We start from the raw sequence: 24,793 nt of genomic DNA, 5'->3' as shown, positions 1-24,793 counted from the left end.
GCTCGCCTCGAACGAAGGGGCCGGCGGGCACTGGCGGCTAAGGTTGCGGGCGGACGAAGGGTTGCACCTTGTCCTGCTCGGCAGGATCGTTGCGGGCCACGACGGCGCGAGCGGCTTCTGTGTCGCTCAGGTTGATCGCCTCATGTGGAACACCCGCCGGGATGAAGAGAAACTCGCCCGCTTCGCTGACCACTTCGTTCTGCAGCGCGGAACCCCAGCGTGTAAGCACTCGTCCTTGCAGCACGTAGATGCCAGTCTCGTACCCCAGGTGAATATGTGGCTCAGAGCGAGCGCCAGGCGGTATGACGACGAGATGCATGGACAAGCCGGTTGCGTTTACCGTCTGGCCCGAGATGCCGACGAAGTACGGCAGACGCTGTAGCGTGTCGACTTCGGTGCTAGGGTGAACGCTCCGGACAGCAGGTTCCGATGTATTCATTGCAGCGAGCTCCAAGGTGTGGTTTTGGTGCCGCCTAACGCCTGAATTAAGCCGAGCCGCGAAGCGGCTTCGGCTTGAGGAATTGTTAGGCGTGACTCTATCCGGAAACAGGACGCCCACTAGATATCTTGGCCATTGCATCTATCTCTATCAGCGCCCCAAGAGGTAGGCGCGACACCTCCACGCAGGATCGAGCGGGGAAGTCCGATGGAAAGAATCTCGAATAGACTGCATTAATGGTGGAAAAATCATCCATGTTTGTTAGGAATACAGTAACTCGAAACACCTGATCGAGGCTGGATCCGCCAGACTGTAAAATGGCTTTAATGTTGCGTAATGCTTGATCAGCTTGAGCCGCGACATCCTTCCCTACCAACATTCCTGACGCTGGGTCCAGACCAACCTGTCCAGACGTGCAAATCCAACCGTCCATAATTACGCCTTGAGAGTAAGGGCCGACCGGAGTCGGTGCCTCGCAAACAGAAATGATCTTCTTGCTCATGCGAATCTCCGAAGCGAACTTCCAGCACCTAACAGTGATTAGACGGAATTCTTCGTTAATCCGATGGTAGTGGATTCCGCATAAGCACGCATCAGCGCGGAATCTCGGGTAGGGAAAATCTAGAAAGATCAGGATGTTACGTCAGCTGCAAGGGTTTCCCGTATTCGCTTGGCTTCCGTATTTTGCTCCAGCATTACTACTGTCCAAAAAGCCAGAGCGTCGGCATTGGCATACCGAGTTCAGTCTCCAGGCCCTGGCCATGCGAACAGGGGCGTACTGCGATATGGGGCTGACGCCTGGACTGCTTTTATCGCTGTCGTCATCTGACGGCGCTGCTGTGGCCGAAGCCCTTAGCTCGGGCTGCTTGCAATTTGTCCGGGCCTGCTTGGCGAGGATAGGAGGCAGCGCCCTGGCCGCGTATTGTCCAGGGCCGAGAGCGGCACATAAGTCGCCCCAGGCGCCTGCACTTTGCCTGTGTGGCGAATGGGCTGCGGCCTGTTCAGCGGCGCAGGTAGGCGGCGAAGTCGATGTCCCCGGCGGAGAGGATTGCCTGCACCCGGTTGTGCACATTGAGTTTGCGCAGGATGGCGGAGACGTGAGCCTTGACCGTGGTTTCGGCGATATCCAGGCTGTAGGCGATCTGTTTGTTCGACTCGCCTTTGGTCATGCGTTCCAGCACCAGCAGCTGTTTGCGGGTCAGGGCTTGCAGCAGCTCCTGGGGGAAGCCCTGGTGATCCGAGAAGGTGCGGTGGGAGTTGGTTTTTTGCGAGCGGATGATGTCCGGCGGCAGGTAGACGTTGCCGTTGAGGATTTGCTGGATGGCCTCGGTCATCTGCGCCCGCGGCGAGGACTTGGTGATGAAACCGACGGCACCATAGGTGATGGCCTGGAGCACGATCTGCTTGTCCTGCTCGGCGGAAACGATCACCACCGGAATGGTCGGCGCTTCGTTGCGCAGGTTGATCAAACCGTTCAGGCCGTGCATGCCGGGCATGTTCAGGTCGAGCAGGATCAGGTCGAGGTCGTCGTTTTCCAGGGTCATGGCCAGGGCGCTGTCGAGGTCAGCGGTTTCCATGATTTCGCATCCAGGAAAGCCGTCACTGATGACGTTGTGGATGGCCTCGCGAAACAGCGGATGGTCGTCGGCAATTAGAATCTTGTACATGGCCTTTCACCTCATTGTTTTGATTATGGTGTGGCTACAGCCGTAGGGAAATGCGTGCACGGTTATGGCGGGACGAGCGGTTGTACGCGGATCGGCGGCAGGCCAGCCTGCTGCCCGGCGTCGATGCAGTTGTGGTAGAGGTTGTTGTGACCCAGGGGGTGGGCACGCCTGACCGCCTTCCTGCCAGTCGGGGCGGCAGTTAAACACCAGCGGCCCGCCGTTGTCGCCATGTTCGACCTGGTCGGGAATGGGGCTGCGATAACGGCTGAGACGATAGCCGTCGGCAGTCAAGCGCGCAGTTTCCGCCTGGGCCGGGGTGGCCAGCAGCAGGCTTGCGATCAGTGAAGCGCCCGTGTACAGGGCTGGGCAGTGCTTCATCACCTTAAGTCTCGATTCTTTTTGTGTGTGTATTACAGAACAATACCCCTGCTTTGGGAATTCTACATTGGAGAGGAAAAGCAGTACCAAAGTAGTAGAAGGATGAGCGTAAGTGGCTGTTTTATCGAGGGGGCAGGCGGTCGGCGATGGTGTTCGCGCGGTTTGCTTGTGCCGGGCCGGCCGGACGGCGCGGCGCTTCAGTCGCGAGCCGACGCGCTTAGTTGGCCCGGCGCAGGGCGGCGTGTTGCGGGTTGAAGGTGAGGACCGCGAGCACGGCGAACAGCGCGGTCAGGCCCAGGCAGATCAGCAGGGCGCTGAGGCTCAGGCGCTGGTAGAGGGCGAAGCGCACCAGTTCGACCGCATGCGTGAAGGGATTGAGCGCACAGAGCCAGTACAGCCATTCGTTGGCTTCGCGCATCTTCCACAGCGGGTAGAGCGCCGACGAGAGAAAGAACAGCGGAAAGATCACGAAATTCATCACCCCGGCGAAGTTCTCCAGCTGGCGGATGCCGTTGGACAGCAGCAAGCCCAGTGCGCTGAGCAGCAGCGCCACCAGGAGCAGGGCGGGCAGGGCGCTGAGCAGGCCCCAGATGGGCGGCTGTACGCCATACAGCCAGGCGATGGCGAGGAAGGCGTAGACCTGCAGCAAGGAGATCAGGGCGATGGCCAGCAGTTTGCTGGCGAGCAGGAAGGCGCGCGGCAGCGGACTGGTCAGCAGCACACGCATGCTGCCCATCTCGCGGTCGTAAACCATCGACAGCGAGCCCTGCATGCCGTTGAACAGCAGGATCATGCAGGCCAGCCCCGGCACTATGTAGGTTTCGTAGGTGATGTAGGTGTCATAGGGGGCGATGATGGCGATGCCCAGGGCGGCACGAAAGCCGGCGGCGAACACCAGCAGCCACAGCAGTGGCCGCACCAGGGCGCTGAAGAAGCGCGAACGCTGCAGCACAAAGCGCAGCCATTCGCGCTGGACGATGCCTTGCAGGCAGTACCAGTAGGCATTCATGGTCGCGGCTCCTGGCAAGGGGGATGGGCGGGCGAAGCGTTCATGCGTGCACCTCGCTGCTGGTCAGGCGGGAGAAGGTGGCAGCCAGGCTGGCATCGTCGGCGCCGATCTGGCTGGCCAGGCCCTGGGCGACCAGGCGGCCGCGATTGAGGATCAGCAAATCGTCGCTCGCCTGCACTTCATCGAGCAGGTGGGTGGTCCACAGCACGGCCAGGCCTTCATCACGGCAGAGCTGGCGGACATGCTGGTTGAGCGCCAGGCGGCTGGCTGGGTCAAGGCCGGCGCTGGCCTCGTCAAGCAACAGCAGGCGCGGCCGGTGCAGCAGGGCGCGGGCGATTTCCACGCGGCGACGGTGGCCGCCGTTGAGGTCGCGGACCTTTTCATGACGCCGCTCGCCAAGCTGCTGGCGGGCCAGTTCCTCGTCGATTCGTGCGCGCGCCAATGGCTTGGCCAGGCCATGCAGGGCGGCGTGGTAGCGCAGGTTCTGCTCGACGCTCAGATCCAGGTCCAGGGTGCTCTGCTGGAACACCACGCCGAGTTGACGCAGGGCCTGACGCGGCTGCTGGCGAAGGCTACAGCCCATTACCTGGATATCGCCCTGCTGCAGATCGTAGAGCCGGGTGAGCAGGGCGATCAGGGTCGACTTGCCGGCGCCGTTGGGCCCCAGCAACGCTGCGAAGCTGCCGGGCGCGACGCTGAAGCCGATGCCCTGCAGGGCTTGGCGTGCTCCGTAGGCGAAGCCTAGCGCGCTAACCTCGAGGGCGTTCATGGGGTGACCACCACACCCCAGGGATAGCGGCCCACCTTGATCGACTTGGTCACCTTGAGGGTTTTCATGTCGATCACCGAGACGTCGCCGCTGACGCCATTGGTGGTCAGCAGTTGTTGCTGGTCCGGGGTGAAGGCCAGGTGCCAGACCCGCCGGCCGACCAGCAGGTAATCGAGCACTTCATAGGTCTTGGCGTCGACCACCGCCACATGGTTGGCCGGGCCCAGGGCGACGAAGGCCAGCTTGCCGTCAGCGCTCAGGCGCACCCCGACCGGCTGCACCTTGTCCGGGTGCACGCCCTTGATCTGGAAGTTCAGCACCTTCTGGACCTGCCGGCTGGCGACGTCGATCACGCTGACGGTGCCGCCGATTTCCGCCGAGGCCCACAGCTGCTTGCCGTCGGGGGCGAACTCGACATGCCGCGGACGCTGGTCGACCAGGGTGTTGTCGACCAGGGTGTGGCTGCTGGTGTCGATCCAGTGCAGCATGTTAGTGGTTTCGCTGGTGTTGACCGCCCACTTGCCATCGGGGCTGACTGCCATGCCTTCGGGCTCGACGCCGACGTCGATCTGCGCCAGCACTTGATCGCTGTGGCTGTCGACCACGGTGACCAGCGCATCGTCTTCGTTGGAGATGTACAGCCAGCGGTCATTGGGGTGCAGGGCGAACTGCTCGGGATCGGCGCCGGAGGGCAACTCCTTGATGATCTTGCGTGTGGCCAGGTCCATCACCTGGACCCGATCCGAATCGCTGGCGCAGATGTACAGCAGCTTGTTGTCGCTGGACAGCAGCAGGCCGCGCGGGCGCATGCCGACGTCCAGGGTGGCGCTGACCTGCATGCTGTCGAGGTCGATCACGCTGATGCTGTCGTCTTTCTCGTTGGACACATAGGCGGTGGCGGCGAGGCCCGAGGTGCTGGCCAGGGCCAGGCTGATGCTCGCGGCGAGCAAGGCGAAACGCATGGGATTATTCCTCTTGTTGTCAGTTGGCGGTCAGCTGGCAGCTGACCTCGGGTGCGTCGTAGCCGAGGCTATCCAGCTCGCTGGTAGGATGCAGAAAGCCCTCCTGCGGCGAGTTGCTGACCAGGGCGCGGGGATGCACCAGAGGGATGGGTTGGCGCAGCTGGCCGTTCCAGCTGCGGAAACTCAGCTTGCGGCCCTTGAAGCCGTCCAGTGGTAGTTGATCGCTCAGGGCCAGGGTGCGGATTGCACTGGCGTCGGCCTGGCCCAGTTTGCTCACCGCACTGGCGATGCTGCGCACGGCGATCCAGGCCGCGTAGTCGCGCTCGTTCATCCAGCGCTTGGCGTGGGCCTCGAAACGCTTCTGCAACTGCGCGGCGCCGTAGGTCTCCACCGTCTTGTGCCAGCCGGTGGGGGTCAGGCCCTGGGTGCCGGCCACCGGGCGCGGGTACCAGGTCTGGTAGGGCAGGTATTCGCCGAAGTCGCCGCGCTCGTCCGCGACCAGCACCACGTCGTATTCCTTGGTCTGGGTGAACAGTGGCATCTCGGCCTGGGCGCTGCGGCGCTGGTCGTTGTCGAAGCTCCAGGGCTTCTCCGCGACCAGGGTGTGGCCGAAGCGCTTGGCCGCACGGCGCAGGGCCGCCGCATAGGCCTGATCGTCCTCGGTGGGGCCGCTGATCAGCAGCCAGTGGGTCCATTTGCGCACGGTAAGAAACTGCGCCAGGGCGTCGGCCAGCATGGCCCGGCTCGGCAGGGTGTGCAGCACGTTAGGCAGGCACTCGCTCTGGCGCAGGCTGTCGTCGCGACTGCCGGCATTAATCAGCAGGCTGTCGGCGAGTGCCTGGCTGAGCTTACCCAGAGTGACCGCGGGGGCGTTGACCACGAACAGGCGTACGCCTTGGTCATGCAGCGCGCGGGCGGCCTCGAGCAGACTCTCGCTGTCGTCATGCTCGGCGACATCGAGGCTGTAGGCGTGCTTGAGAAAGCGTCCGGTGCTGTTGCTGTCGGCAATTGCCAGTTCGGCGCCGCGTAGGCCGGCGTCCGCAGGTTCGCCTATCACATTGGACAGCAGCGGCCCGGTTACCGGGGTGTAGGCCAGGTAGCCGATGTGCACCTGCAGCTCGGCTGCCGGGCTGTCGGCCTGGCTGGTGGTCGCATAACCGAGAGTGACGGCGGCACAGAGCAAGAGATGACGACTGATCTGGCGCATGGGCAACTCCTGAGTAGGTGTTGCCAGCATAGAAAGCGCAGCCCGCCGGGGGAATATGTCCAAAGTACCAGTCGGGCGCTACCAAGGTAGTAACTTCGCATGCAGCTAGGGGTTTTAGCATGGCCGCATCGACCCATAACAATAATAGGTGTTCGTCATGCGTATTCTCAAAGCGCTGTTTCTTCCCATGCTGCTGATTTGCAGCCTGATCGGCTTCGACACTATCTATGCCTATGCCGCCGGCGACCTGACCCGTCGCGGCATCGCGCTGGCGGATTTGCGCCTGGGCAGCGAAGAGAGTGACTACAGCATGTCCCAGGTCGAGTACCAGCTGGAAACCGGCAAGGCCTACCAGTTGAAAATCATCGCCAGTGGGCAGAAGGAGTACGCGTTCCAGGCGCCGGAATTCGCCACTTCGATCTTCCTCCGCAAGGTCGAAGCCGGTGGCGTGGAGATCAAGGCGATCACCCTCACCGAACTCGAGTTTGAGGATGCCGGTGAGGCGGAAATTTTCTTCGTGCCGATCAAACCCGGCAAATTCCGCTTCTTCGCCAAGGGGCTGGAAGGCAAGGGCATGCTCGGCTACTTCGTGGTCAAGTAAGGCCACCCACAACTATCCGGCTTCGGTATTCAGGTTCCCCACTCATGAGCGTTGGCGCTTTGCCGGCTGGCCGCGAGTTCAAGCGAGGGTGATCTCGCCGCGTTCTTCAGCCCATGCGGCTGGCCCGCGCCTGCAAACAGCAATGCCCTTGTCACGGTCGCGTGGTGCGTTACGCCGCGGTTAAGCCCGGCTGTTTGCCGCCCGATAGCCCTCGATACCAGCAGCCGTGCTGCGCATGTCCTGCCTGGATGCTGCCACAAGCTCTACTACCAAGGGACTAGCCACGAGCCACCAAAGCAGCATTCGGTGCACGCCCAGGTCTTTCTAAGATGGCTACAAGCAAGCTCAATCAAGCCTGTCCTGCGTGCATTCGAAGAGGTCTGGATCATGAAAATCAAACAAAAAACCGGTTTCGCCCTGCTGCTATTGGCTTTCTCGTCCACGCTTTTGGCGCATGGCAATGTGGTACCGCAAACTGTGGAGACCAATGGGCTGGATCCGCTGGGTGAAGAGTGGCTGGAGGAGAATCCGTATCGCGGCAACGAGCACGCTATCGAAATTGGCGCCTCGGCCTACAACCAGAACTGTGCGGCCTGCCACGGCCTGGAAGCCAAGTCCGGTGGCATCGCGCCGGATCTGCGTCTGCTCGAAATCGGCGCCATGGGTGATGAGTGGTTCAAGGAGCGGGTGATCAATGGTGCGGTGCGTGACGGTCGGGTGTATATGCCGAAGATGGCCGATTACCTGAGCCAGGAAGCGCTGTGGGCCGTGCGCAGCTACCTGGAGAGCGTGCACGTCGAGGAGTAATGGCCATGCGCCTGAATGTCCTGCTGTTGAGTGCGTTGTTCTGTACGTTGGGGTTGCTGGCCGCGCCAGTCCACGCCCAGGCGCCAGTACGCAGCTATGACTCGATCATCGAGTCCGGAGTGCTCAAGGTTGCCCTCTATGAGGATTTCCCGCCTTACAGCTTCCAGCAGGATGGTCAGCCGCGCGGCGTCGATTACGAGTTGGCCCAGGCCCTGGCCAAGGGCTTGGGGCTCAAGCTGGAGCTGATCTGGGCGCCGCCGGGGGAAAAGCTCGACGACGATCTGCGTGACTACATCTGGCGCGGGCATTACCTGCGTCCGGATGTGCTGGCCGACGTGATGCTGCGCGTACCTTACGATCGCGAATTTTCCACCATGAGCAACGAGTTCGGCGAGCTGGTCAACGAGCAGGTGGTGATGTTCGGTCCCTACCAGCGCGAGCGCTGGCAGCTCGCCTACGACCAGCGCCGGCTCAAGGCGGTGCCCAGCGTGGCGGTGTTCCAGCAACATCCGATTGGGGTCGAGGTCGACAGCGTGCCGTCCTTCTACCTGTCCTCGGTCTTCGACGGCATGCTCAGTGGTATGACCCATCACTTCCGCAATCCCCAGGCCGCCTTTGCCGGGATGAAGGCGGGAGAGGTCGATGCGGTAATGGCCCTGCGCGGCGAGATCGACTGGCAGGTCAAGCAGGCCGCAGACAGCCATCTGGCCCTGGCGGAGAACGCCTATCCCAAGATGGGCAAGCAGGTCTGGGATATCGGCATGGTGGTGCACGAAAGCAACCGGCAGCTGGCCTACGCCCTGGAGGAAAAGCTCGAGGAGTTGATCCTCGATGGCCGTGTGAAGACCCTCTACGAGCAGTCCGCCCTGCAATACGAATTGCCGGGGCTGTATCAGGACGTCGACTAGCGCGTTGCCCGGGTCGTGACGGGAGGTAAGGGGTGGCGCTTTCTGGCCGTTGGCGTTGTTCGCCCTGGCGAGGGTCGGATCGAACTGGGCGGTGTGACAACAACGGTAATAAGTTTAAGGCGGCGCCTTAGAGCACTTGGGTGCAATCTACGCCATTCTGTAGGCGCGGCCGCAGTCGCGAATGGGACTATCACCACAAGGACATCCAGCATGATCAAAGTCAGCGTGCTCTACCCCAACAATCCAGGCGTGCATTTCGACTTCGGCTACTACTGCAGCCAGCACATGGACATCGTGCGCAAGTGCCTGGGCGATGCCTGTAAGGCCATTGCCGTTGACCAGGGCCTGAGCAGCGCCGGGCCGAATACCCCGGCGCCTTTCGTCGCCATGAGCCACCTGTATTTCGACAGTGTGGAGAGCTTCCAGAAGAGCTTTGCCCCCCATGCAGAGCGGATCATGGCTGACCTGTCCAATTTCACTGACAGCCAGCCGATGATCCAGATCAGCGAGATCAAGCTGGCGCCCTGACGCCTGATGCGCCCTAGCTGCGGCGCCGAATGTGGTGCCTGTACCAGCCATGCTGGACTTCACCCTATCGGCGCGGGCCGACTTTGGCCATGGCCCGCAGCCTGGCAGAACGCCGGCGGCGTATGGCTGGCAAAATGCTTGTAAGGCAAATCTAGGCAGGATAACGGTTACAGTGTTGTCGATGCCGGGTTCAGCGTCAGCGCTCATGGCGTGCTGCTGAGCCAGCATCACCCCGATAACGCCCCAGGCAACAGGGACGGGGGCGACATCGTCGGCCATCACTACGGTTACCGGCAGCTCTGGGTGAGCGGCGGTGTGATCCTGCTGAGCACAGTGGGCTCTGATGGCCTCGGAACACCGAGTTGTCTGGTATATCAACGCCGACTATCCGATTGAGGTGCGCGCCCGACCCGGCGCGTGCTCCAGGGGCAATGGTAACGCTGCCGCTGTGGCGTGCACCGCCGCAATTGAAGGGGGCGGGCCGCTGCTGGTTGAATAGCCCGAGCGTTCTGCGGTCCTAAGCCCTGCATGGGACTGACGGCAATAGGAACCTGGCTGCAGCGCTGGCCCCTGCTACTGACAAGGAGGTTCCATGCCCCATTTCAAGACACCCATGGTATTGGTTCTTGCTGGCCTGCCTGCGCTGGCCTCTCAGCCCGCCGAACTCTCGTTCAGTTGTGCCCAGGTGCGCTCCGGCAGTATCGAGGAGATGATCTGCCAGACACCCGCCCTGGCCAAACTGGACCAGCAGCTGGCTGCGGTATACCGCCAGGCATCCGCCAAGGACAGCAACCAGCATCCGCCGGTGCTGAGGGCGGAGCAGCGGGGCTGGATCAAGGGGCGCGACGAGTGCTGGAAAGCGGATGACCGCAGCCAATGCGTGACCACTAGTTATCGCCTGCGGATTGCCGAACTGCAGGCCCGCTATGCACTGCTCACGGGCACTGGGCCGATGTTCTATGAGTGCGATGGCATACCCGCCAAGGAAGTGGTCGCCACCTACTACCCGAGCGAGCCGCCAACGGCCGTGGTCGAGTTCGGCGACAGTACTGCGCTGATGTACCAGCAGCCTTCCGCCAGTGGTAGCAAGTACCAGGGCCGCAACGAGTCGCTCCGGGAGCACCAGGGTGAAACCATCGTGATCTGGGGTTATGCAGCGCCGGAGATGAAGTGCAAGGTCAAGGCCGCCGTCCTTCGGCCTTAGACCTCAGCTGACCTGACCTGACCTGGCGTGAAGCGTGGCCGCATGCCGACCCCCGCACCTGTCGCGTTACGACGTGATCCGCAGCGTCAGTCACCAGTGTTCGCGCTACGATCGGGGTCAGTCGTAACGCATTGATCATTAAACTGACGGCGTTCGGCGCAGTTCGAATTATTCGCTCTACGGCTAGCGTCTAACGGGTGCTTTATTGTGCTGTGGTAGCTGTTTTGCTCCGCCTTTAAAAAACACATGGCGCTAATGTGTGACATTTATTTGCTCGGGGCTGGCTATTTCTAATTATTTTGTCGTACTGGAAGTGTCCTTGATGGTGTGAAATGTTTTCTTTTAAAGTTGGCTGGTATTTTTGTTTCCTACACTATTCATCGGCTCGATGAGTTCAGGTAGAGTGCGCGCCCCAATATTCGTACTCATGGAGATCCACCTTGCGCATGGACCGAAACTTTATAGGGGTGGAGCGGACATTTCCTGCCGAGCAGCGTCTGATTTCCACCACCGATGCAAGTGGAAACATAACTTATTGCAACGACGAGTTCGTAAAAATAAGCGGCTTTTCCCAGGGGGAGTTGATCGGGAGTCCGCATAACCTGGTCCGCCATCCCGATATGCCAGCCGCAGTGTTCGGAGTGATGTGGGGCTACCTGAAGGCAGGCAAGAGCTGGATGGGGGTGGTCAAGAATCGCTGCAAGAATGGCGATTATTACTGGGTCAGCGCCTATGTCACGCCGATTCTGGAAGGCGGTCGTCTCGTCGGTTACGAGTCGGTCAGGGTCAAACCCAGTCGCGAGCAGGTGGTGCGAGCAACGGCGCTTTATGGGCGTATCAAGGCAGGCAAACAAGCGGCGCCAATGGCGCATAAGTACTTCGCTGTGTTGGGGAGTTTGGCGCCAACAGTGCTTGCGGCCGGGATGGCGGTTGGTGCAGCTAATTTATTATCCGATGCGGCATCCCAAGTAATAACTGTTGGGCTGTTTATCGCCGTTGGGCTGTGGTCGCATGCGCGCCTAGGCAGCCAGGTGAATAATATCCTTAAAAATGCATCTCATACGTTTGCCGACCCGATTAGTGCCCTTGCTTACAGCGATGCACGGGGTACTTCGGCGCAATTGGAAATGGTTTTGATCAGTGAGCAAGCGCGTCTCAAAACAGCACTGACGCGTTTGAGTGATCTGGCTGGCCAGGTGGCTGTAGCTGCCTGCGACTCATCCGCGCTCTCCGCTCGCACCGAGCACGCCTTGCTGGAGCAGCGTGCAGAAACGGACATGACTGCGACTGCCATGACCGAGATGGCGGCTTCAATCGCCGAAGTGGCGGGGCATGTGCAACTGACAGCCACCGAGGCGCACACTGCAAATGAGCTGGCGCAGCAGGGCGACAAGGTGGCGCAAGCGTCCCGTGAGGCGATTCAAGTGTTAGCCAGCACGGTAAGCAATATCAGTAGCGCGGTCGATAAGCTGGCCGGCGAAACCCAGCAAATCATGAGTGCGGCGGGAATCATCCAGTCCATCGCAGAGCAGACCAATCTGCTGGCGCTAAACGCCGCCATTGAGGCCGCTCGCGCGGGTGAGCAGGGGCGTGGTTTCGCTGTAGTGGCCGATGAGGTCCGCGCCTTGGCCAGCAAGACGCGCGAATCCACTCAACAGATTCAAGGAATCATTGAAACCCTTAAGCGGGGTGCGGATGAGGCGGTGGGTATTGCCAGGCTGGGTATCAGTGAAGCAGATCATGGCGTCCAGCAAGTGGTCGAGACTCAGCTTGCGCTGCAAGGTATTCGTCAAGCGGTTGAGCGGATCAGCAGCATGAGTGAGCAAATGGCCGCCGCCTCCGAAGAGCAAAGCCATGTGGCTGAGGATATCGCCAGGCAGATCAATAATGTGGCCGGAACAGTTGAGGGAACGGCCAAAAGCGCCAATGCGGCAGTGCTGCGTGGCGGCGAACTGGAGCGTGCATCGCGTAGCTTGCACTCGCTGGTTGAGCGGTTCAACCGGTAGCGGTTCAACCGGTAGCGGTTGAACCCTGCGGGCTGTGCGAAGTGGCTGCAGCATTCCCCCCCAAGAAGGGTCTGCCATGCGGCCGCTGTGTATCTAAACTGTTTGCCGCTAGGTGAAACCTTGCCGGAGGTGCCCATCCCAGCCCTGGCTGTCTGCGCAACGTATCGACTAGCTTGAGTGAAAATCACCGGATAAAGATGTGTTCAATGACAGGTTCCCATGGGGGCTGGTGCACGACTCGCTCAGGCGCATGTCGCTGATTTGACGACATCGTAGCGCGTGCGGACAGAGGCAGCAGATCAGCTGTCGAGGTAAAGGAACTACTCCAACATGATGTTAAATCTATTCCAGAGTGCTGCGCTGCTGCTGTCCTTGTGCTGGTTGCAGGCGGTCAATGCCCATCTTTTGCGCTCGCGCGGGCTGACTGCGCAGTTTGTATCAGGCCTGTTATTTGGTGGTGTCTGCGTGATCGGCATGCTGACGGCGACCACCATACAGCCCGGGATAATCCATGACGCCCGCACTGTGGTGCTCAGCATGGCCGGTTTGTTTGGCGGTCCGTTAGTCGCTGGAATTGCGGCCTTGCTGGCGGGCGGCTTCCGACTCTGGCTGGGCGGGGCGGGTGTGGTGGTGGGCCTGAGTGAGATAGTCCTGGCCGTGCTGCTGGGCTTGGCCTATCGGTCGCTCTATCTGCGAGGAAAGGTCAGTCGTCGAGTGTTGCCATTATGGCTCTTCGGCTTGTTGGTGCAGGTTCAGGGACTGTTGCTATTGGTCCTGCTGCCTAGTGAATATCTGCTGGTCCTTCTGGCACAGACAGCGGTGCCTATGCTGCTGGTGATGCCGGTCGCCACTGTGCTGCTCGGCTCGATGCTTGAGCATATCGAGCAACGCAAGCGTATGGATCTGGTGCTGAAAATGAGTGAGGCACGTCAGCGTGCAATCACTGAAGCGATTCCCGATCTGTTGCTAGTGCTGGATCAGGATGGCCGTTATCTGGAGGTGGTTTATCCCAAAGACAACCGACTCCATTCCCTTTGCCCGAGGCGGGTCGGTCAGTCTCTGTTCGAGGTGCTGCCGCACAATGATGCCTGGCGCCTGCTGAACTTTATCCAGCAGACCTTGGCGAGCGACGGTCCACAGAAAATCGAGTATTCGATTCAGGGGCCGCAAGGCCTCATGGTGCTAGAGGGCCGGGCACAGCGGCTGGATGGTCCTATCGACGGCAAGCGGGCGGTGGTATTCCTGGTCCGTGACATCACCGAGCGGATGAATGCAGAGCGCGAACTGCGTATCGCCGCCATCGCCTTCGAATCGCAGCAGGGCATGATCATCAGCGACCCGGACAGCCGCATTCTAAGGGTCAACAAGGCGTTCAGTGCTATCACCGGCTACAGTGCGGAGGATGTCCTTGGGCAGAAAACCCGGATGCTGAGCTCGGGGCGCCAGAGCCCCGAGTTCTACCAGAGCATGTGGCGTAGCCTCAGCGAAACGGACAGATGGGAAGGTGAGATCTGGAACCGGCGCAAGAGCGGGGAGATTTTTCCAGAGTGGCTGTCCATCAGTGCGGTGCGCAACGGCCAGGGCCAGCTCATCAATTATGTCGCGTCGCTGACCGATAGCACTGAACGCAAGGCGGCCGAGGACCGGATCAAACAACTGGCATTCTACGACGCGTTGACGGCACTGCCCAACCGGCGTCTGTTGCTTGAACATTTGCAGCATGCCGTGGCCAATAGCGCACGCAGCGGCCAGTTTGCCGCACTGATGTTCCTCGATCTGGATAACTTCAAGAACGTCAACGATCTCTATGGGCATCAGGCCGGCGACAAGCTGTTGTGCCTGGCAGCCGAGCGTCTGGGCAACGCGGTCAGGGCCAGTGATACGGTCGCGCGTTTGGGCGGTGATGAGTTCGTGGTCATGCTGGAAGGCCTTGGCAGGCTACCTGCGGAGGCCGCAGGCCAGGCCAAAAAAACAGCTGAAAAGGTGCTGGCGGCGCTCGCCGCGCCTTATCGGGTCGGCACTGCGGAGCTGCGCAGCAGCGTCAGTGTCGGTGTGGTGTTGTTCAGCGATGAGTCTTGCAGTTGTGAAGAGCTGATGATGCGCGCCGACTTGTCGATGTACGAGGCTAAGGCTGCGGGCAAGAGCGCCGTGCGTTTCTTCGATCCAGTAATGCAGGACGTGGTCAGTACGCGCTTGCGCCTCGAGGAGGAAATTGACCACGGTCTTCTGGCGGGGGAGTTCATTGGCTATCTGCAGCCACAGGTGGACGAAGCCCATGGCCTTCTGGGGGCAGAAGTGCTGGCGCGCTGGCAGCATCCGCTGCGCGGCCTGCTAGGGCCAGCGACCTTTATCGAGGTGGCCGAGCGCGCCGGCCTGGTCGAGCGGCTGGACTTCCAGATGCTGCGCGGTGCCTGCGAGTTATTGGCCTTGTGGCGACAGCAACCGGCCCTGGAGCGGCTCAGCCTGGCGGTGAACATCAGTGCTCGCTTGCTCTACCAGGTAGATTTTGTCGAGCGTTTGCTGGATCTACTGCAGGAAACGGGTGCCAATCCGGGGCGGCTTAAGCTGGAACTGACCGAATCGCTGCTGCTCGACGATCTGCCAGGCGCCAGTGCCCGTATGTTGGCGTTGAAGAGCCATGGCATTCGCTTCTCGATTGACGACTTCGGTACTGGCTATTCGTCGATGGCCTACCTGCAGCAGTTGCCGCTGGATCAACTGAAGATCGACCAGTCCTTCGTGCGCAAGTTGCCGGAGGATGGCAGCAGCCTGGCGATCATCCGGGCCATCTGCGCCTTGGCAATCAGCCTCGAACTGGAGGTGATTGCCGAGGGCGTGGAGACCGAGGCGCAGCTCTCGACCTTGCGGGATACCGGCTGTCAGCGTTACCAGGGCTATCTGTTTGGACGGCCGATGCCATTGGTTGAGTTCGAGGGTTTGGCCATGGCTAATACGCTTGACTCCGGGCGCGAAGGGCAAGCATTGCGCTGGGAGATTTAGTCGGTTCTGGCCAAAGTGCGCGCCCGTGCGGCTATTGGCTGCGTAGTGAACTGGACAGTTTATGGGTTTATCTACCCTATTGAGCCATTCCTGGGTTCATGGCAGGCGCGCCCCACGGCCAATGCTGGCCGCAGGGCTGGCAGTCATGGGGCGGGTGTCAGCCAAAGACTGAGGTGCCTGATCCGGTCAGTGATCAATCGTTTCGCGTCAGCACTTCCAGCAGTTCAATCTCGATGATCAGGTTGGAGTGCGGCTTGATATGTTCGCCGGCCTGACTCTCGGCATAGCCCAGGTGCGCCGGTATGAGCAGCTTGCGTTTGCTGCCAGCCCATCCGACCCTGATTCCAGCCATTGATTACCCGGTCGCTGCCGATCACGCTCTGGAACGGCTTGCCGTGAGCGTAGAAGGAGATGAAGGTGCTGCCGTCCGCCATCATGCCCTCTACTGAGTGGTGATCAGGGCGCGCTTGATCACGGCCTTGCCAATATCTACAACCTGCAATTCGCTGCTCATCGCGTGCTCTTGCTCTGTCGCCAGTCCGTGACTGGCTTGCCTGGCAGGGTTTTTCAGGACTTTCATGGCCGGCTGATGCCAGAGTCAGGTCTGCTGCCAACGCTGAGTCGATCCCCGGGCCGGTTGCCCGAATGGATCCGTTTTCTCCCTGTGGGTATTGCTACCAAGGGAGTAGTTAAATCGGTACTGCGTGCAATTGTTGTGTGAGGCCCTGCGGCGAAGAATTAGCGCCAGACCGGGAGAACTTCCCGGGGATAACAATTAACCCGCAGAGGTAACCGCAATGAAACACTCCGGTCTACGCAAGCCCTTCGTGCTGAGTGCACTGTGCGCCGCCATGCTCCTCCCTGCCGTTTCGGCGTGGGCGGTCACCGATCAGGAAATCCTCAACGACGTAAATACCACTGACCAGATCGTGACCAACGGCATGGGCCTGCAAGGTCAGCGCTATAGCACCCTGGACATCCTCAATACCGACAACATCAAAGATCTGCGTCCGGTCTGGACCATGTCCTTCGGTGGCGAGAAGCAGCGCGGCCAGCAAGCCCAGCCGATGATCAAGGACGGCGTGATGTACGTCACTGCCTCCTACTCGCGGGTGTTTGCCGTGGATGCGCGCACCGGCAAGGAATTGTGGCAGTACGATGCGCGCCTGCCAGACGACATCCGCCCATGCTGCGACGTGATCAACCGTGGCGTGGCGTTGTACGGCGACCTGGTGATCTTCGGTACCCTCGATGCCAAGCTGGTCGCCTTGAACAAGGACACCGGCAAGGTGGTGTGGCGCAAGAACGTCGCCGACCACAAGGCCGGCTACTCGATCACCGCGGCGCCGCTGGTGGTCAACGGCAAGCTGATTACCGGCGTCTCCGGTGGCGAATTCGGCGTGGTCGGCAAGATCGAAGCCTATGACCCGAAGAACGGCGAACTGCTGTGGAGCCGGCCGACCGTCGAAGGTCATATGGGCTACATCTACAAGGACGGCAAGAAGATCGAGAACGGCATTTCCGGCGGCGAAGCCGGCAAGACCTGGCCGGGCGACCTGTGGAAGACCGGCGGCGCGGCGCCTTGGCTGGGCGGCTACTACGACCCGGAAACCAACCTGCTGCTGTTCGGTACCGGTAACCCGGCACCTTGGAACTCGCACCTGCGTCCTGGCGACAACCTCTACTCGTCCTCGCGCCTGGCCCTGAACCCGGACGACGGCACCATCACCTGGCACTTCCAGACCACCCCGCATGACGGCTGGGACTTCGATGGCGTCAACGAGCTGGTGTCCTTCAACTACCAGGACGGCGGCAAGACCATCAAGGCCGCGGCTACCGCGGACCGTAACGGCTTCTTCTACGTACTCGACCGCACCAATGGCAAGTTCATCCGCGGCTTCCCGTTCGTTGACAAGATCACCTGGGCCAAGGGCCTGGACAAGAATGGCCGGCCAATCTACGACGACAGCAACCGTCCGGGCGCGCCGGGTACTGCCGACAAGGGCAGCAGCGTGTTCTCCGCACCGGCCTTCCTCGGCGCGAAGAACTGGATGCCAATGGCCTACAGCAAGGACACCGGGCTGTTCTACGTGCCGTCGAATGAGTGGGGCATGGACATCTGGAACGAAGGCATCGCCTATAAGAAGGGCGCGGCTTACCTCGGCGCAGGTTTCACCATCCGTCCGCTGAACGAGGATTACATCGGCGTATTGCGTGCCATCGACCCGAAAACTGGCAAAGAAGTCTGGCGCCAGAAGAACTACGCGCCGCTGTGGGGCGGTGTGATGACCACCAAGGGCAACCTGGTGTTCACCGGTACGCCTGAGGGCTTCCTCAAGGCCTTCAACGCCAAGACCGGCGAAAATGTCTGGGAATTCCAGACTGGTTCCGGCGTGCTCGGCTCGCCAGTTACCTGGGAAATGGACGGCGAGCAGTATGTCTCCGTACTTTCCGGCTGGGGCGGCGCGGTGCCGCTGTGGGGCGGCGAAGTGGCCAAGCGGGTGAAGGACTTCAACCAGGGCGGCATGCTCTGGACCTTCAAGCTGCCGAAGGATCTGGTAGCCAAGCACTGATCGGTTACTCCTGAAACACCAATGATGCACAAGGCCGGCTTTTAGCCGGCCTTGTGCTTTCTGTCGTCCAGGTTTTCGCTCTTGCCTAGAGCCTACGCAGGTTTGCCGCCGTCGAGCAGGCGCTGCACATTCCAGGGCCAGTCATGCAGCAGGACGCTGTGCACCTGCACCAGTTCGGCTCCGGCGGCAAGCCGGGCCTGGAGGTGTGCGGCGGTCTGGATGCCGCCGACCGACATCAACGCCATCTGCCCAGCGCACAAGCGCCGCAATTGCTCGACCTGTGCGCAGGCCTGCGCCTGGCGGACCTCGTTCTGCCAGGCGTGGTAGCGCTGGCGGGTCGCTGGTGGGCCGGGATCATGGGCGACGAGCAGGCCGTCGTAGCCCAATTCCAGCAGCAGTTCGGTCAACTCCAGAGGCACCTCGTCGGGCAGGCAGCGCAGTTTGACCACCAGCGGTACGCGGCGTTCGCACCGGTTCAGGCGCTGCTGCTCGATGCGCGCCGCCGCCAGCAGCAGGCGTAGCCGCGCACGCTGCTCGATGCCGAGCAGTGCCGCACCGCGCGGATCGATCAGGTTGAGCGTCAGGTAGTCGGCCAGCGGCCAGGCGCGGGCCAGGCCGGCGCGCAGCGCAGTGAGGGTAATGTCCGAGTCCAGGCTGAGGTTGATCCCCAGTCGCGCCGTCCCAGACGTGAGCGCCCGCGCAGACAGCCGGGTCGTCGCGGCGAGATCGATGCTGCCGATTTCATTGAAGCCGAAACCCAGAGCTCCAGCCTGCCGGGCGAGCCGGCCAAACCGGTCGAAGCCGGCGGCGATGCCCAGCGGTGCCGCGAAATGCAGGCCCATCACCTCGACGCGGCGCTCGAAGGCGGGCGCCGTCAGGCAGCGGGCGGCGAGGCAGGCCAGCTGCAGGGCCAGCCTATGGCCGATGCGCTGTGTGGCATCAGCCATGCCGGCGTGCAAAGTCGTGCATGAACGCCAGTAGGCGCTCGACACCTGCCAGCGGCATGGCGTTATACAGGCTGGCGCGCACGCCACCGCTGGCCGCGTGGCCCTGCAGGTTGAGCAGGCCGGTCTGCTCGGCTTGGCGCAAAAACAGCGCGAGCAGGTGCTGGTCGCGCAATTGAAAGCAGACATTGACCGCCGAGCGGTCCGCCGGCCGCTGGCGGCAATGGTAGAGGTCGCTGGCGTCGACGTATTGATAGAGCAACCGGCTCTTGGCCAGGCCGGCGCGGGCCATGGCCTTGAGTCCGCCCTGCTGGCGAATCCAGCGCAGCATCAAGGCGGCGCAATAGAGGGCGAAGGTCGGCGGGGTGCACAGGCGGCTCTGCTGTTCGGCCTGCAGGGCGTAGCTGAACGGCGACGGCAGCCCGGCGCGCGGCGCCTTGAGCAGGTCGTCGCGGACGATCAGCAAACACAGGCCGGCCACGCCGAGGTTCTTCTGCGCGCTGGCGTAGATCAGGCCGAAGCGTTCGACCGGTAGCGGGCGGGTGAGAAAGTCCGAGCTCATGTCCGCCACCAGCGGTACCGACAATTCGGGGAAATGCCGCAGCTGCAGGCCGTTGGCGGTCTCGTTGCTGGTGATATGGCAATAGCCGGCCTGTGGGTTCAAGCGCCACTCATGGACCGGCGCAATGGCGCTGAAGCCGTCACCGGCACCGCTGGCGACCATGTTCAGTGGCGCATGGCGGCGGGCTTCGGCGATCGCTTTGGACGCCCAGTAACCCGTCTCCAGGTAGTCGGCCGACTGGCCGGGCGCGAGCAGGTTCAGGGGCAGCAAGCCGAACTGGCAGGAGGCGCCGCCATGCATGAACAGCACGCGGTAGTTCGGCGGTATCCCCAGCAGTTCGTGCAGGTCCTGATCGGCCTGCTGCATCAGACCTTTGAAGGGTGCGCCGGTGAACGGCTGCTCCAGCACGGACAGGCCGCTGCCTTGCCAGTCCGGCAGCTCGTGCTGGATCTGCGCGAGCACCTCAGGCGGCAGCATCGCCGGCCCGGCGGCGAAGTTGTAGCGCTCGCCGCTGTGGGCCGCTGGCGCGCCGTCAGGAAAACAGATGCAGGCCATGACCGCCAGCCGCCATCAGGAATAGCAGGGGTATCGACAGGATGGTGTTGCTGCGCGAGGACAGGAAGGTGATCCGCGAGCAGCGTACCCGCTCCTCGAGGCTGGCCGGGACGAACCCCAGCAGCTTCTTCTGATGCGGCCAGAGCACCAGCCACAGATTGAGCAGCATCAGGGTGCCGATCCAGGCACCGAGGCCGATCACCGCCAGCGGGCCTTGCAGCAACAGGGCGTCCACCAGCCAGCCGCGTTGCCAGAGCATCAGCAGGCCGGAGAGCCAGACCACCAGTGAGGCGTAGCGAAAGATCCCATGTTCGCGCTTCATCCGTTGCTCCAGGTCGCGGTTCAGGGTCAGGGTGTCGATGCCGTTCTGCAGCGCCACGAACCTGGGGTTCTGGATGAAACTGGCATAGTTGTGGCCGACCCAGACCAGGGCGAACAGCAGGTGGGCGTAGCGAGCCAGCAGGTCGATGATGCTCATGGTCAACTCCTATAGCACCAGCCAGAACCTGAGCAATAAGTAACAGCCCAGGGTCAGCGCGAGGCCGGCGCCGAGGGTGCCGGCGAAGGAATCATGAGGTAGTTTCAACGTTCACCCCCTGACTGGCGAGCCTCGGGATCAGCGAGCCCGTCGGGCGCGGCACCTGCTGCGCCAGAGCCACCGCCTGCTTGATCAGCTGGTGATGCGGCGACTTGCTGCACGCCGGATCGGTGTTGTCGCCGGAGCCGGTGAGCAACAGCGCCTGACAGCGGCAGCCGCCAAAGTCGTTTTCCTTGTCGTCGCAACTGCGGCACAGCTCTGGCATCCAGGCATCGCCGCGATACAGGTTGAACACCGGCGAGTCGTGCCAGATCTCACCCAGGGGCTGCTGGCGCACGTTGGGGAAGGTCAGATGTTTGAAACTGCTGGCCTGGGAGCAGGGCAGCACATCGCCGTTGGGCGCGATAGTCAGGTGGATGGCGCCCCAGCCGTTCATGCAGGCCTTGGGCCGGCCTTCGTAATAGTCGGGGATGACAAAGAATATGGTCAGGCGATCGCCCAGGCGCTCACGGGCCTCTTGCACCTGGGCCTCGGCGCGTTGCAGTTCCTCACGGGTCGGCATCAATTGCTCGCGATTGAGCAGCGCCCAGTTGTAGTACTGCACGTTGGCCAGTTCCATATAGTCGACCCCGAGTTCGACGGCGAAGTCGATGATCTGCGCAATCTGGCCGATGTTCTGCCGGGTGATGGGCACGTTGAGCACCATCGGGAAGCCATGCGCCTTGATCGCGCGGGCCATGCCGAGTTTGCGCTCCAGGCAGTCGACGCCGGCCAGTTGTTGCGCCGTGACCCGGTCGGTGGACTGGAAACCGAGCTGGATATGCCGCAGGCCGGTGTCCTTGAGTGCCCGCAGGCGGGCCTCGGTGAGGCCGATGCCGGAGGTGATCAGGTTGGTGTAGTAGCCCAGGCGATCGGCTTCGGCCACCAGGATTTCCAGATCCTTGCGCAACGTCGGTTCGCCGCCGGAAAAACCGATCTGCATGGCGCCGAGCGCGCGGGCCTGGCGCATCACGTCGATCCATTCGGCCGTGCTCAATTCATTGCGGCGATAGTCGGCAAAGTTGCGCGGATTACTGCAGAACACACACTGCAGTGGGCACTGGTAGGTTAATTCCAGTAATAACCAGACCGGGCTGCCATTGCCATCAAGTCTTAATTCGGATCCAGCCTTTGCCACGGGACACCTCCAGAAAACGCAGGACGCCATTGCGAATAACATTCGCATCAGCCACTTCATACAGTGCGCCAAGTTTCTCGATTACTTCGGCTACGTCAGTGTGGCCATCGCAGTAGTTGAGAATATCGCCGCCAGTTTTATTCAATTTGACGATGCCTTCCGGGTACAGAAGAACATGGGCGTGTTGCGAGTGTTCCCAGCGGAACATGAAGGGTGGGCGAATTTCGAAACGGTCTGCCAGGTCTATCGGAACGGTTGTCATGGCCTGCCTCGCGGCTGGTGCGGCGAGGCGCCATCGCAGGCGCTCCGCCGGGTTAACGGCTCAGCGCACGTAAACGTACGCGGTGACTTCGAAGCCCAGGCGCAGGTCACAAAAGTCCGGATTTATCCACTGCATGGTCTATCTCCTGTTTCGGGGTAAGTTCAATGTTTGCGGTGCTGCAAGTCGAGGCTACAGCCAGGTGCTGGCGGATACTAATAGAACTTTAGGGTTAACTTTACGGGAAGTTGGTAGTAGGTTTGCTGCGTGATTTAAATAGGTGCAGTAAGTTGTCCGGTTGTTGATTGTAATCAAGGGTGAGTGCGCAGTTGGCCAGTAACGTAAACGCCTTTTGTCTCTCGGTCGATGTGCCTGGTTGTCCTCTTGAATGAAAGGAAAGTGTGCTCGGCACGTTTCTGTTGATGTGAAACCTTCGCCTGGGCCGAGGCACAGCGATTGTGAGTCTAGCGAGCGTCTGCGCGAGGCCGTCTCCTACATTCTCGGCAAGGCGCAGCAGCATGACGCTCGAAGCTAAGTGCAATCCCGCCAGATTTGTGTCGCGCGATGAACGATGGCGCACTGCATGCGGCGAGTGACGCTCCACGGGGCGCAGGTTTATCCGGATTCTGTGGTCTGTCCGTAGCGCGGTCCGGGGACGCTCTGTTCGGGGCGCGGCGTCAGCTCGCCGGAGGTGATCGATGGTGCACTGCCTGCGGCGGGTGAACCCTGCGAGTCGCGGACCGCTCGAGATCATTGGTCGGGGCGTAGGGCGTTTGCAGGCGACCGCAGTAGACGAGAGTTATTTCACAACTCACAGGTGCGGCGAGGTAGAGCCATCCATGCAGGATCGAACCTCATGCAGCTTTGGCTACCAATACCCTACAGGTGTGGATTGCCGCTCTTGCTCAGCGCGCCTCTGCAGCTGCATTGGCAGGATGTCGACGGCATGCGCTAGCAGAAGCAGCTACGCTGAATTTTCCAGCGGCAGTTCCAACTGGGCGGGTAAACGCCTGGCATAGACAACCTGCGCACCTACTACCAAATGACGAGATGTTCTGTGCCATGGGCGCATACCGGTCGAGCCGGCAGCTTCCTAATATCGAACCATGACCTGTTCCACGTTCCCGGGGGCAGGCTCCGACAAGAGAAGAGAGGTCATCATCATGATTTACGCTAAACCCGGCACGCCAGGCGCTGTTCTCACCCTCAAGCCGCGCTACGGCAACTTCATCGGTGGCGAGTTCGTCGCGCCGGTCAATGGCATGTACTTCAGCAACACCAGCCCGGTCGATGCCTCAGTAATTGGTGAATTTCCCCGTTCCAGCGCCGAAGATATCGAGCTGGCCCTGGACGCCGCCCACGCCGCCGCCGATGCCTGGGGCAAGACCTCGGTGCAGAACCGCTCGCTGGTGCTGCTGAAGATCGCCGACCGCATCGAAGCCAACCTTGAACTGCTGGCCGTGGCCGAAACCTGGGACAACGGCAAGGCCGTGCGCGAAACCCTGAATGCCGACGTGCCCCTGGCCGCCGACCACTTCCGTTACTACGCCGGTTGCATCCGCGCCCAGGAAGGCAGCGCCGCCGAGATCGACGAACACACCGCCGCCTATCACTTCCACGAGCCGCTGGGCGTGGTCGGCCAGATCATTCCGTGGAACTTCCCGCTGCTGATGGCCGCCTGGAAACTCGCTCCGGCCCTGGCCGCCGGCAACTGCATCGTGCTCAAGCCGGCCGAGCAGACGCCGCTGTCGATCACCGTGCTGATGGAGCTGATCGGCGACCTGTTGCCGCCGGGCGTGCTCAACGTGGTCCAGGGCTTTGGCCGCGAAGCCGGTGAGGCCCTGGCCACCAGCAAGCGCATCGCCAAGATCGCCTTCACCGGCTCCACCCCGGTGGGTTCGCACATCCTCAAGTGCGCCGCCGAGAACATCATTCCGTCGACCGTGGAACTGGGCGGCAAGTCGCCGAACATCTTCTTCGAAGACATCATGAACGCCGAGCCGGCCTTCATCGAAAAAGCCGCCGAAGGTCTGGTGTTGGCCTTCTTCAACCAGGGCGAGGTGTGCACCTGCCCATCCCGGGCGCTGGTGCAGGAGTCGATCTACGACGCCTTCATGGTCGAGGTGATGAAGAAGATCCAGGTGATCAAGCGCGGCGATCCGCTGGACACCGAGACCATGGTCGGCGCCCAGGCCTCCGAGCAGCAGTACGACAAGATCCTCAGCTACCTGCAGATCGCCCAGGAAGAGGGCGCCGAACTGCTCACCGGCGGCGCGGCGGAACGCCTGGAAGGCGACCTGGCCAGCGGTTACTACATCCAGCCGACCCTGCTCAAGGGCAACAACAAGATGCGCGTGTTCCAGGAAGAGATCTTCGGCCCGGTGGTGGGTATCACCACCTTCAAGGACGAAGCCGAAGCCCTGGCGATCGCCAACGACACCGAGTTCGGCCTGGGTGCCGGGCTGTGGACCCGTGACATCAACCGCGCCTACCGCATGGGCCGGGCGATCAAGGCCGGTCGCGTATGGACCAACTGCTACCACCTGTACCCGGCGCACGCCGCCTTCGGTGGCTACAAGAAGTCCGGTGTCGGCCGCGAGACCCACAAGATGATGCTCGACCACTACCAGCAGACCAAGAACCTGCTGATCAGCTACGACATCAACCCGTTGGGCTTCTTCTGAGTTTGATGTAGCTCCT

At 61.5% G+C, this 24,793-nt stretch carries 22 protein-coding genes and 2 pseudogenes; 10 read left to right on the top strand and 14 right to left on the bottom strand.

Annotation, left to right across the window (positions count from 1 at the left end; translation table 11 throughout):
• Positions 1-37: 37 nt before the first annotated feature.
• From LJY18_RS18490 to LJY18_RS18460, 7 genes are all read right to left on the bottom strand, one after another.
• Positions 38-439 carry a cupin domain-containing protein gene (locus LJY18_RS18490; protein WP_238043324.1) on the bottom strand — a complete coding sequence of 134 codons (402 nt, stop codon included), beginning with the start codon at positions 437-439 and terminating at the stop codon, positions 38-40.
• 97 nt (positions 440-536) lie between these two features.
• Positions 537-941: a RidA family protein gene (locus LJY18_RS18485; protein WP_238043322.1), complete on the bottom strand. Its 405-nt coding sequence runs from the start codon at positions 939-941 to the stop codon at positions 537-539.
• 499 nt (positions 942-1,440) lie between these two features.
• Positions 1,441-2,106 carry a response regulator transcription factor gene (locus LJY18_RS18480; protein WP_238043321.1) on the bottom strand — a complete coding sequence of 222 codons (666 nt, stop codon included), beginning with the start codon at positions 2,104-2,106 and terminating at the stop codon, positions 1,441-1,443.
• A 595-nt stretch (positions 2,107-2,701) separates the two neighbouring features.
• Complete coding sequence (locus tag LJY18_RS18475) at positions 2,702-3,493, bottom strand: ABC transporter permease (RefSeq protein WP_238043319.1); 792 nt, start codon at positions 3,491-3,493, stop codon at positions 2,702-2,704.
• Between the two features lie 40 nt (positions 3,494-3,533).
• Positions 3,534-4,262: an ABC transporter ATP-binding protein gene (locus tag LJY18_RS18470; protein WP_238043318.1), complete on the bottom strand. Its 729-nt coding sequence runs from the start codon at positions 4,260-4,262 to the stop codon at positions 3,534-3,536.
• Positions 4,259-5,224 (bottom strand): YVTN family beta-propeller repeat protein, encoded by a 966-nt coding sequence (locus tag LJY18_RS18465; RefSeq protein ID WP_238043317.1) that lies wholly within the window; start codon positions 5,222-5,224, stop codon positions 4,259-4,261. Before LJY18_RS18465 ends, LJY18_RS18470 begins: the two co-directional genes overlap by 4 nt.
• Before the next feature lie 19 nt (positions 5,225-5,243).
• Positions 5,244-6,431, bottom strand: coding sequence for an ABC transporter substrate-binding protein (locus LJY18_RS18460; protein WP_238043315.1), 1,188 nt, complete (start codon positions 6,429-6,431; stop codon positions 5,244-5,246).
• A 157-nt stretch (positions 6,432-6,588) separates the two neighbouring features.
• Here LJY18_RS18460 and LJY18_RS18455 point away from each other — a divergent pair, with 157 nt between their 5' ends.
• The 8 genes and pseudogenes from LJY18_RS18455 to LJY18_RS18425 all read left to right on the top strand — a co-directional run bounded on the left by LJY18_RS18455 (position 6,589) and on the right by LJY18_RS18425 (position 15,485).
• The gene (locus LJY18_RS18455) at positions 6,589-7,032 is read left to right on the top strand and encodes a copper-binding protein (protein WP_238043313.1); all 444 of its coding nucleotides are present in this window, start codon (positions 6,589-6,591) and stop codon (positions 7,030-7,032) included.
• A gap of 387 nt (positions 7,033-7,419) precedes the next feature.
• On the top strand, positions 7,420-7,839 hold the full coding sequence (gene pedF, locus LJY18_RS18450) for a cytochrome c-550 PedF (protein ID WP_238043311.1): 420 nt from the start codon (positions 7,420-7,422) through the stop codon (positions 7,837-7,839).
• A 5-nt stretch (positions 7,840-7,844) separates the two neighbouring features.
• Positions 7,845-8,747 (top strand): substrate-binding periplasmic protein, encoded by a 903-nt coding sequence (locus LJY18_RS18445; protein ID WP_238043309.1) that lies wholly within the window; start codon positions 7,845-7,847, stop codon positions 8,745-8,747.
• Positions 8,748-8,957: 210 nt separating this feature from the next.
• Complete coding sequence (locus tag LJY18_RS18440; protein ID WP_238043308.1) at positions 8,958-9,275, top strand: EthD family reductase; 318 nt, start codon at positions 8,958-8,960, stop codon at positions 9,273-9,275.
• Between the two features lie 592 nt (positions 9,276-9,867).
• Positions 9,868-10,479 carry an MliC family protein gene (locus LJY18_RS18435; RefSeq protein WP_238043306.1) on the top strand — a complete coding sequence of 204 codons (612 nt, stop codon included), beginning with the start codon at positions 9,868-9,870 and terminating at the stop codon, positions 10,477-10,479.
• A gap of 446 nt (positions 10,480-10,925) precedes the next feature.
• Positions 10,926-11,198 (top strand): annotated as a pseudogene (locus LJY18_RS22790) (PAS domain-containing protein); the annotation flags it as partial.
• Between the two features lie 144 nt (positions 11,199-11,342).
• A complete protein-coding gene (locus LJY18_RS18430; protein ID WP_442964507.1) occupies positions 11,343-12,485 on the top strand; it encodes a methyl-accepting chemotaxis protein in 1,143 nt (380 codons plus the stop codon).
• 330 nt (positions 12,486-12,815) lie between these two features.
• Complete coding sequence (locus LJY18_RS18425; RefSeq protein ID WP_238043303.1) at positions 12,816-15,485, top strand: EAL domain-containing protein; 2,670 nt, start codon at positions 12,816-12,818, stop codon at positions 15,483-15,485.
• Positions 15,486-15,678: 193 nt separating this feature from the next.
• Here the strand turns inward: LJY18_RS18425 and LJY18_RS18420 are convergent.
• Positions 15,679-15,999 (bottom strand): annotated as a pseudogene (locus LJY18_RS18420) (FKBP-type peptidyl-prolyl cis-trans isomerase).
• Positions 16,000-16,282: 283 nt separating this feature from the next.
• Between LJY18_RS18420 and LJY18_RS18415 the strand changes: the two are divergent.
• A complete protein-coding gene (locus tag LJY18_RS18415) occupies positions 16,283-18,058 on the top strand; it encodes a PQQ-dependent methanol/ethanol family dehydrogenase (protein WP_238043301.1) in 1,776 nt (591 codons plus the stop codon).
• Positions 18,059-18,150: 92 nt separating this feature from the next.
• Here LJY18_RS18415 and LJY18_RS18410 read toward each other — a convergent pair whose 3' ends face one another.
• The 6 genes from LJY18_RS18410 to pqqA form a co-directional block, all read right to left on the bottom strand.
• Entirely contained in the window at positions 18,151-19,005 is an 855-nt protein-coding gene (locus tag LJY18_RS18410; protein WP_238043299.1) for a phosphoserine aminotransferase, read from the bottom strand.
• Positions 18,998-20,119: a 3-phosphoserine/phosphohydroxythreonine transaminase gene (serC, locus tag LJY18_RS18405; protein ID WP_238043296.1), complete on the bottom strand. Its 1,122-nt coding sequence runs from the start codon at positions 20,117-20,119 to the stop codon at positions 18,998-19,000. The genes LJY18_RS18410 and serC overlap by 8 nt, the downstream gene beginning before the upstream one ends.
• Entirely contained in the window at positions 20,097-20,597 is a 501-nt protein-coding gene (locus tag LJY18_RS18400) for a urate hydroxylase PuuD (RefSeq protein WP_372866772.1), read from the bottom strand. Before LJY18_RS18400 ends, serC begins: the two co-directional genes overlap by 23 nt.
• Before the next feature lie 91 nt (positions 20,598-20,688).
• Positions 20,689-21,864: a pyrroloquinoline quinone biosynthesis protein PqqE gene (gene pqqE, locus LJY18_RS18395; RefSeq protein ID WP_442964503.1), complete on the bottom strand. Its 1,176-nt coding sequence runs from the start codon at positions 21,862-21,864 to the stop codon at positions 20,689-20,691.
• Complete coding sequence (pqqD, locus tag LJY18_RS18390) at positions 21,803-22,096, bottom strand: pyrroloquinoline quinone biosynthesis peptide chaperone PqqD (RefSeq protein ID WP_238043289.1); 294 nt, start codon at positions 22,094-22,096, stop codon at positions 21,803-21,805. Before pqqD ends, pqqE begins: the two co-directional genes overlap by 62 nt.
• A gap of 60 nt (positions 22,097-22,156) precedes the next feature.
• Positions 22,157-22,231, bottom strand: a complete 75-nt coding sequence (gene pqqA / locus LJY18_RS22785) for a pyrroloquinoline quinone precursor peptide PqqA (protein ID WP_003296405.1) — start codon at positions 22,229-22,231, stop codon at positions 22,157-22,159.
• A gap of 1,025 nt (positions 22,232-23,256) precedes the next feature.
• On the opposite strand from pqqA, the gene exaC reads away from it, so the two are divergent.
• Positions 23,257-24,777: an acetaldehyde dehydrogenase ExaC gene (exaC, locus tag LJY18_RS18385; protein ID WP_238043287.1), complete on the top strand. Its 1,521-nt coding sequence runs from the start codon at positions 23,257-23,259 to the stop codon at positions 24,775-24,777.
• The last annotated feature ends 16 nt before the right edge of the window (positions 24,778-24,793 follow it).

This window comes from Pseudomonas sp. MMS21 TM103, from assembly GCF_022132145.1.
In the GTDB taxonomy this organism is placed as follows: domain Bacteria; phylum Pseudomonadota; class Gammaproteobacteria; order Pseudomonadales; family Pseudomonadaceae; genus Aquipseudomonas.
This window is presented reverse-complemented; position numbering and strand designations above follow the sequence as displayed.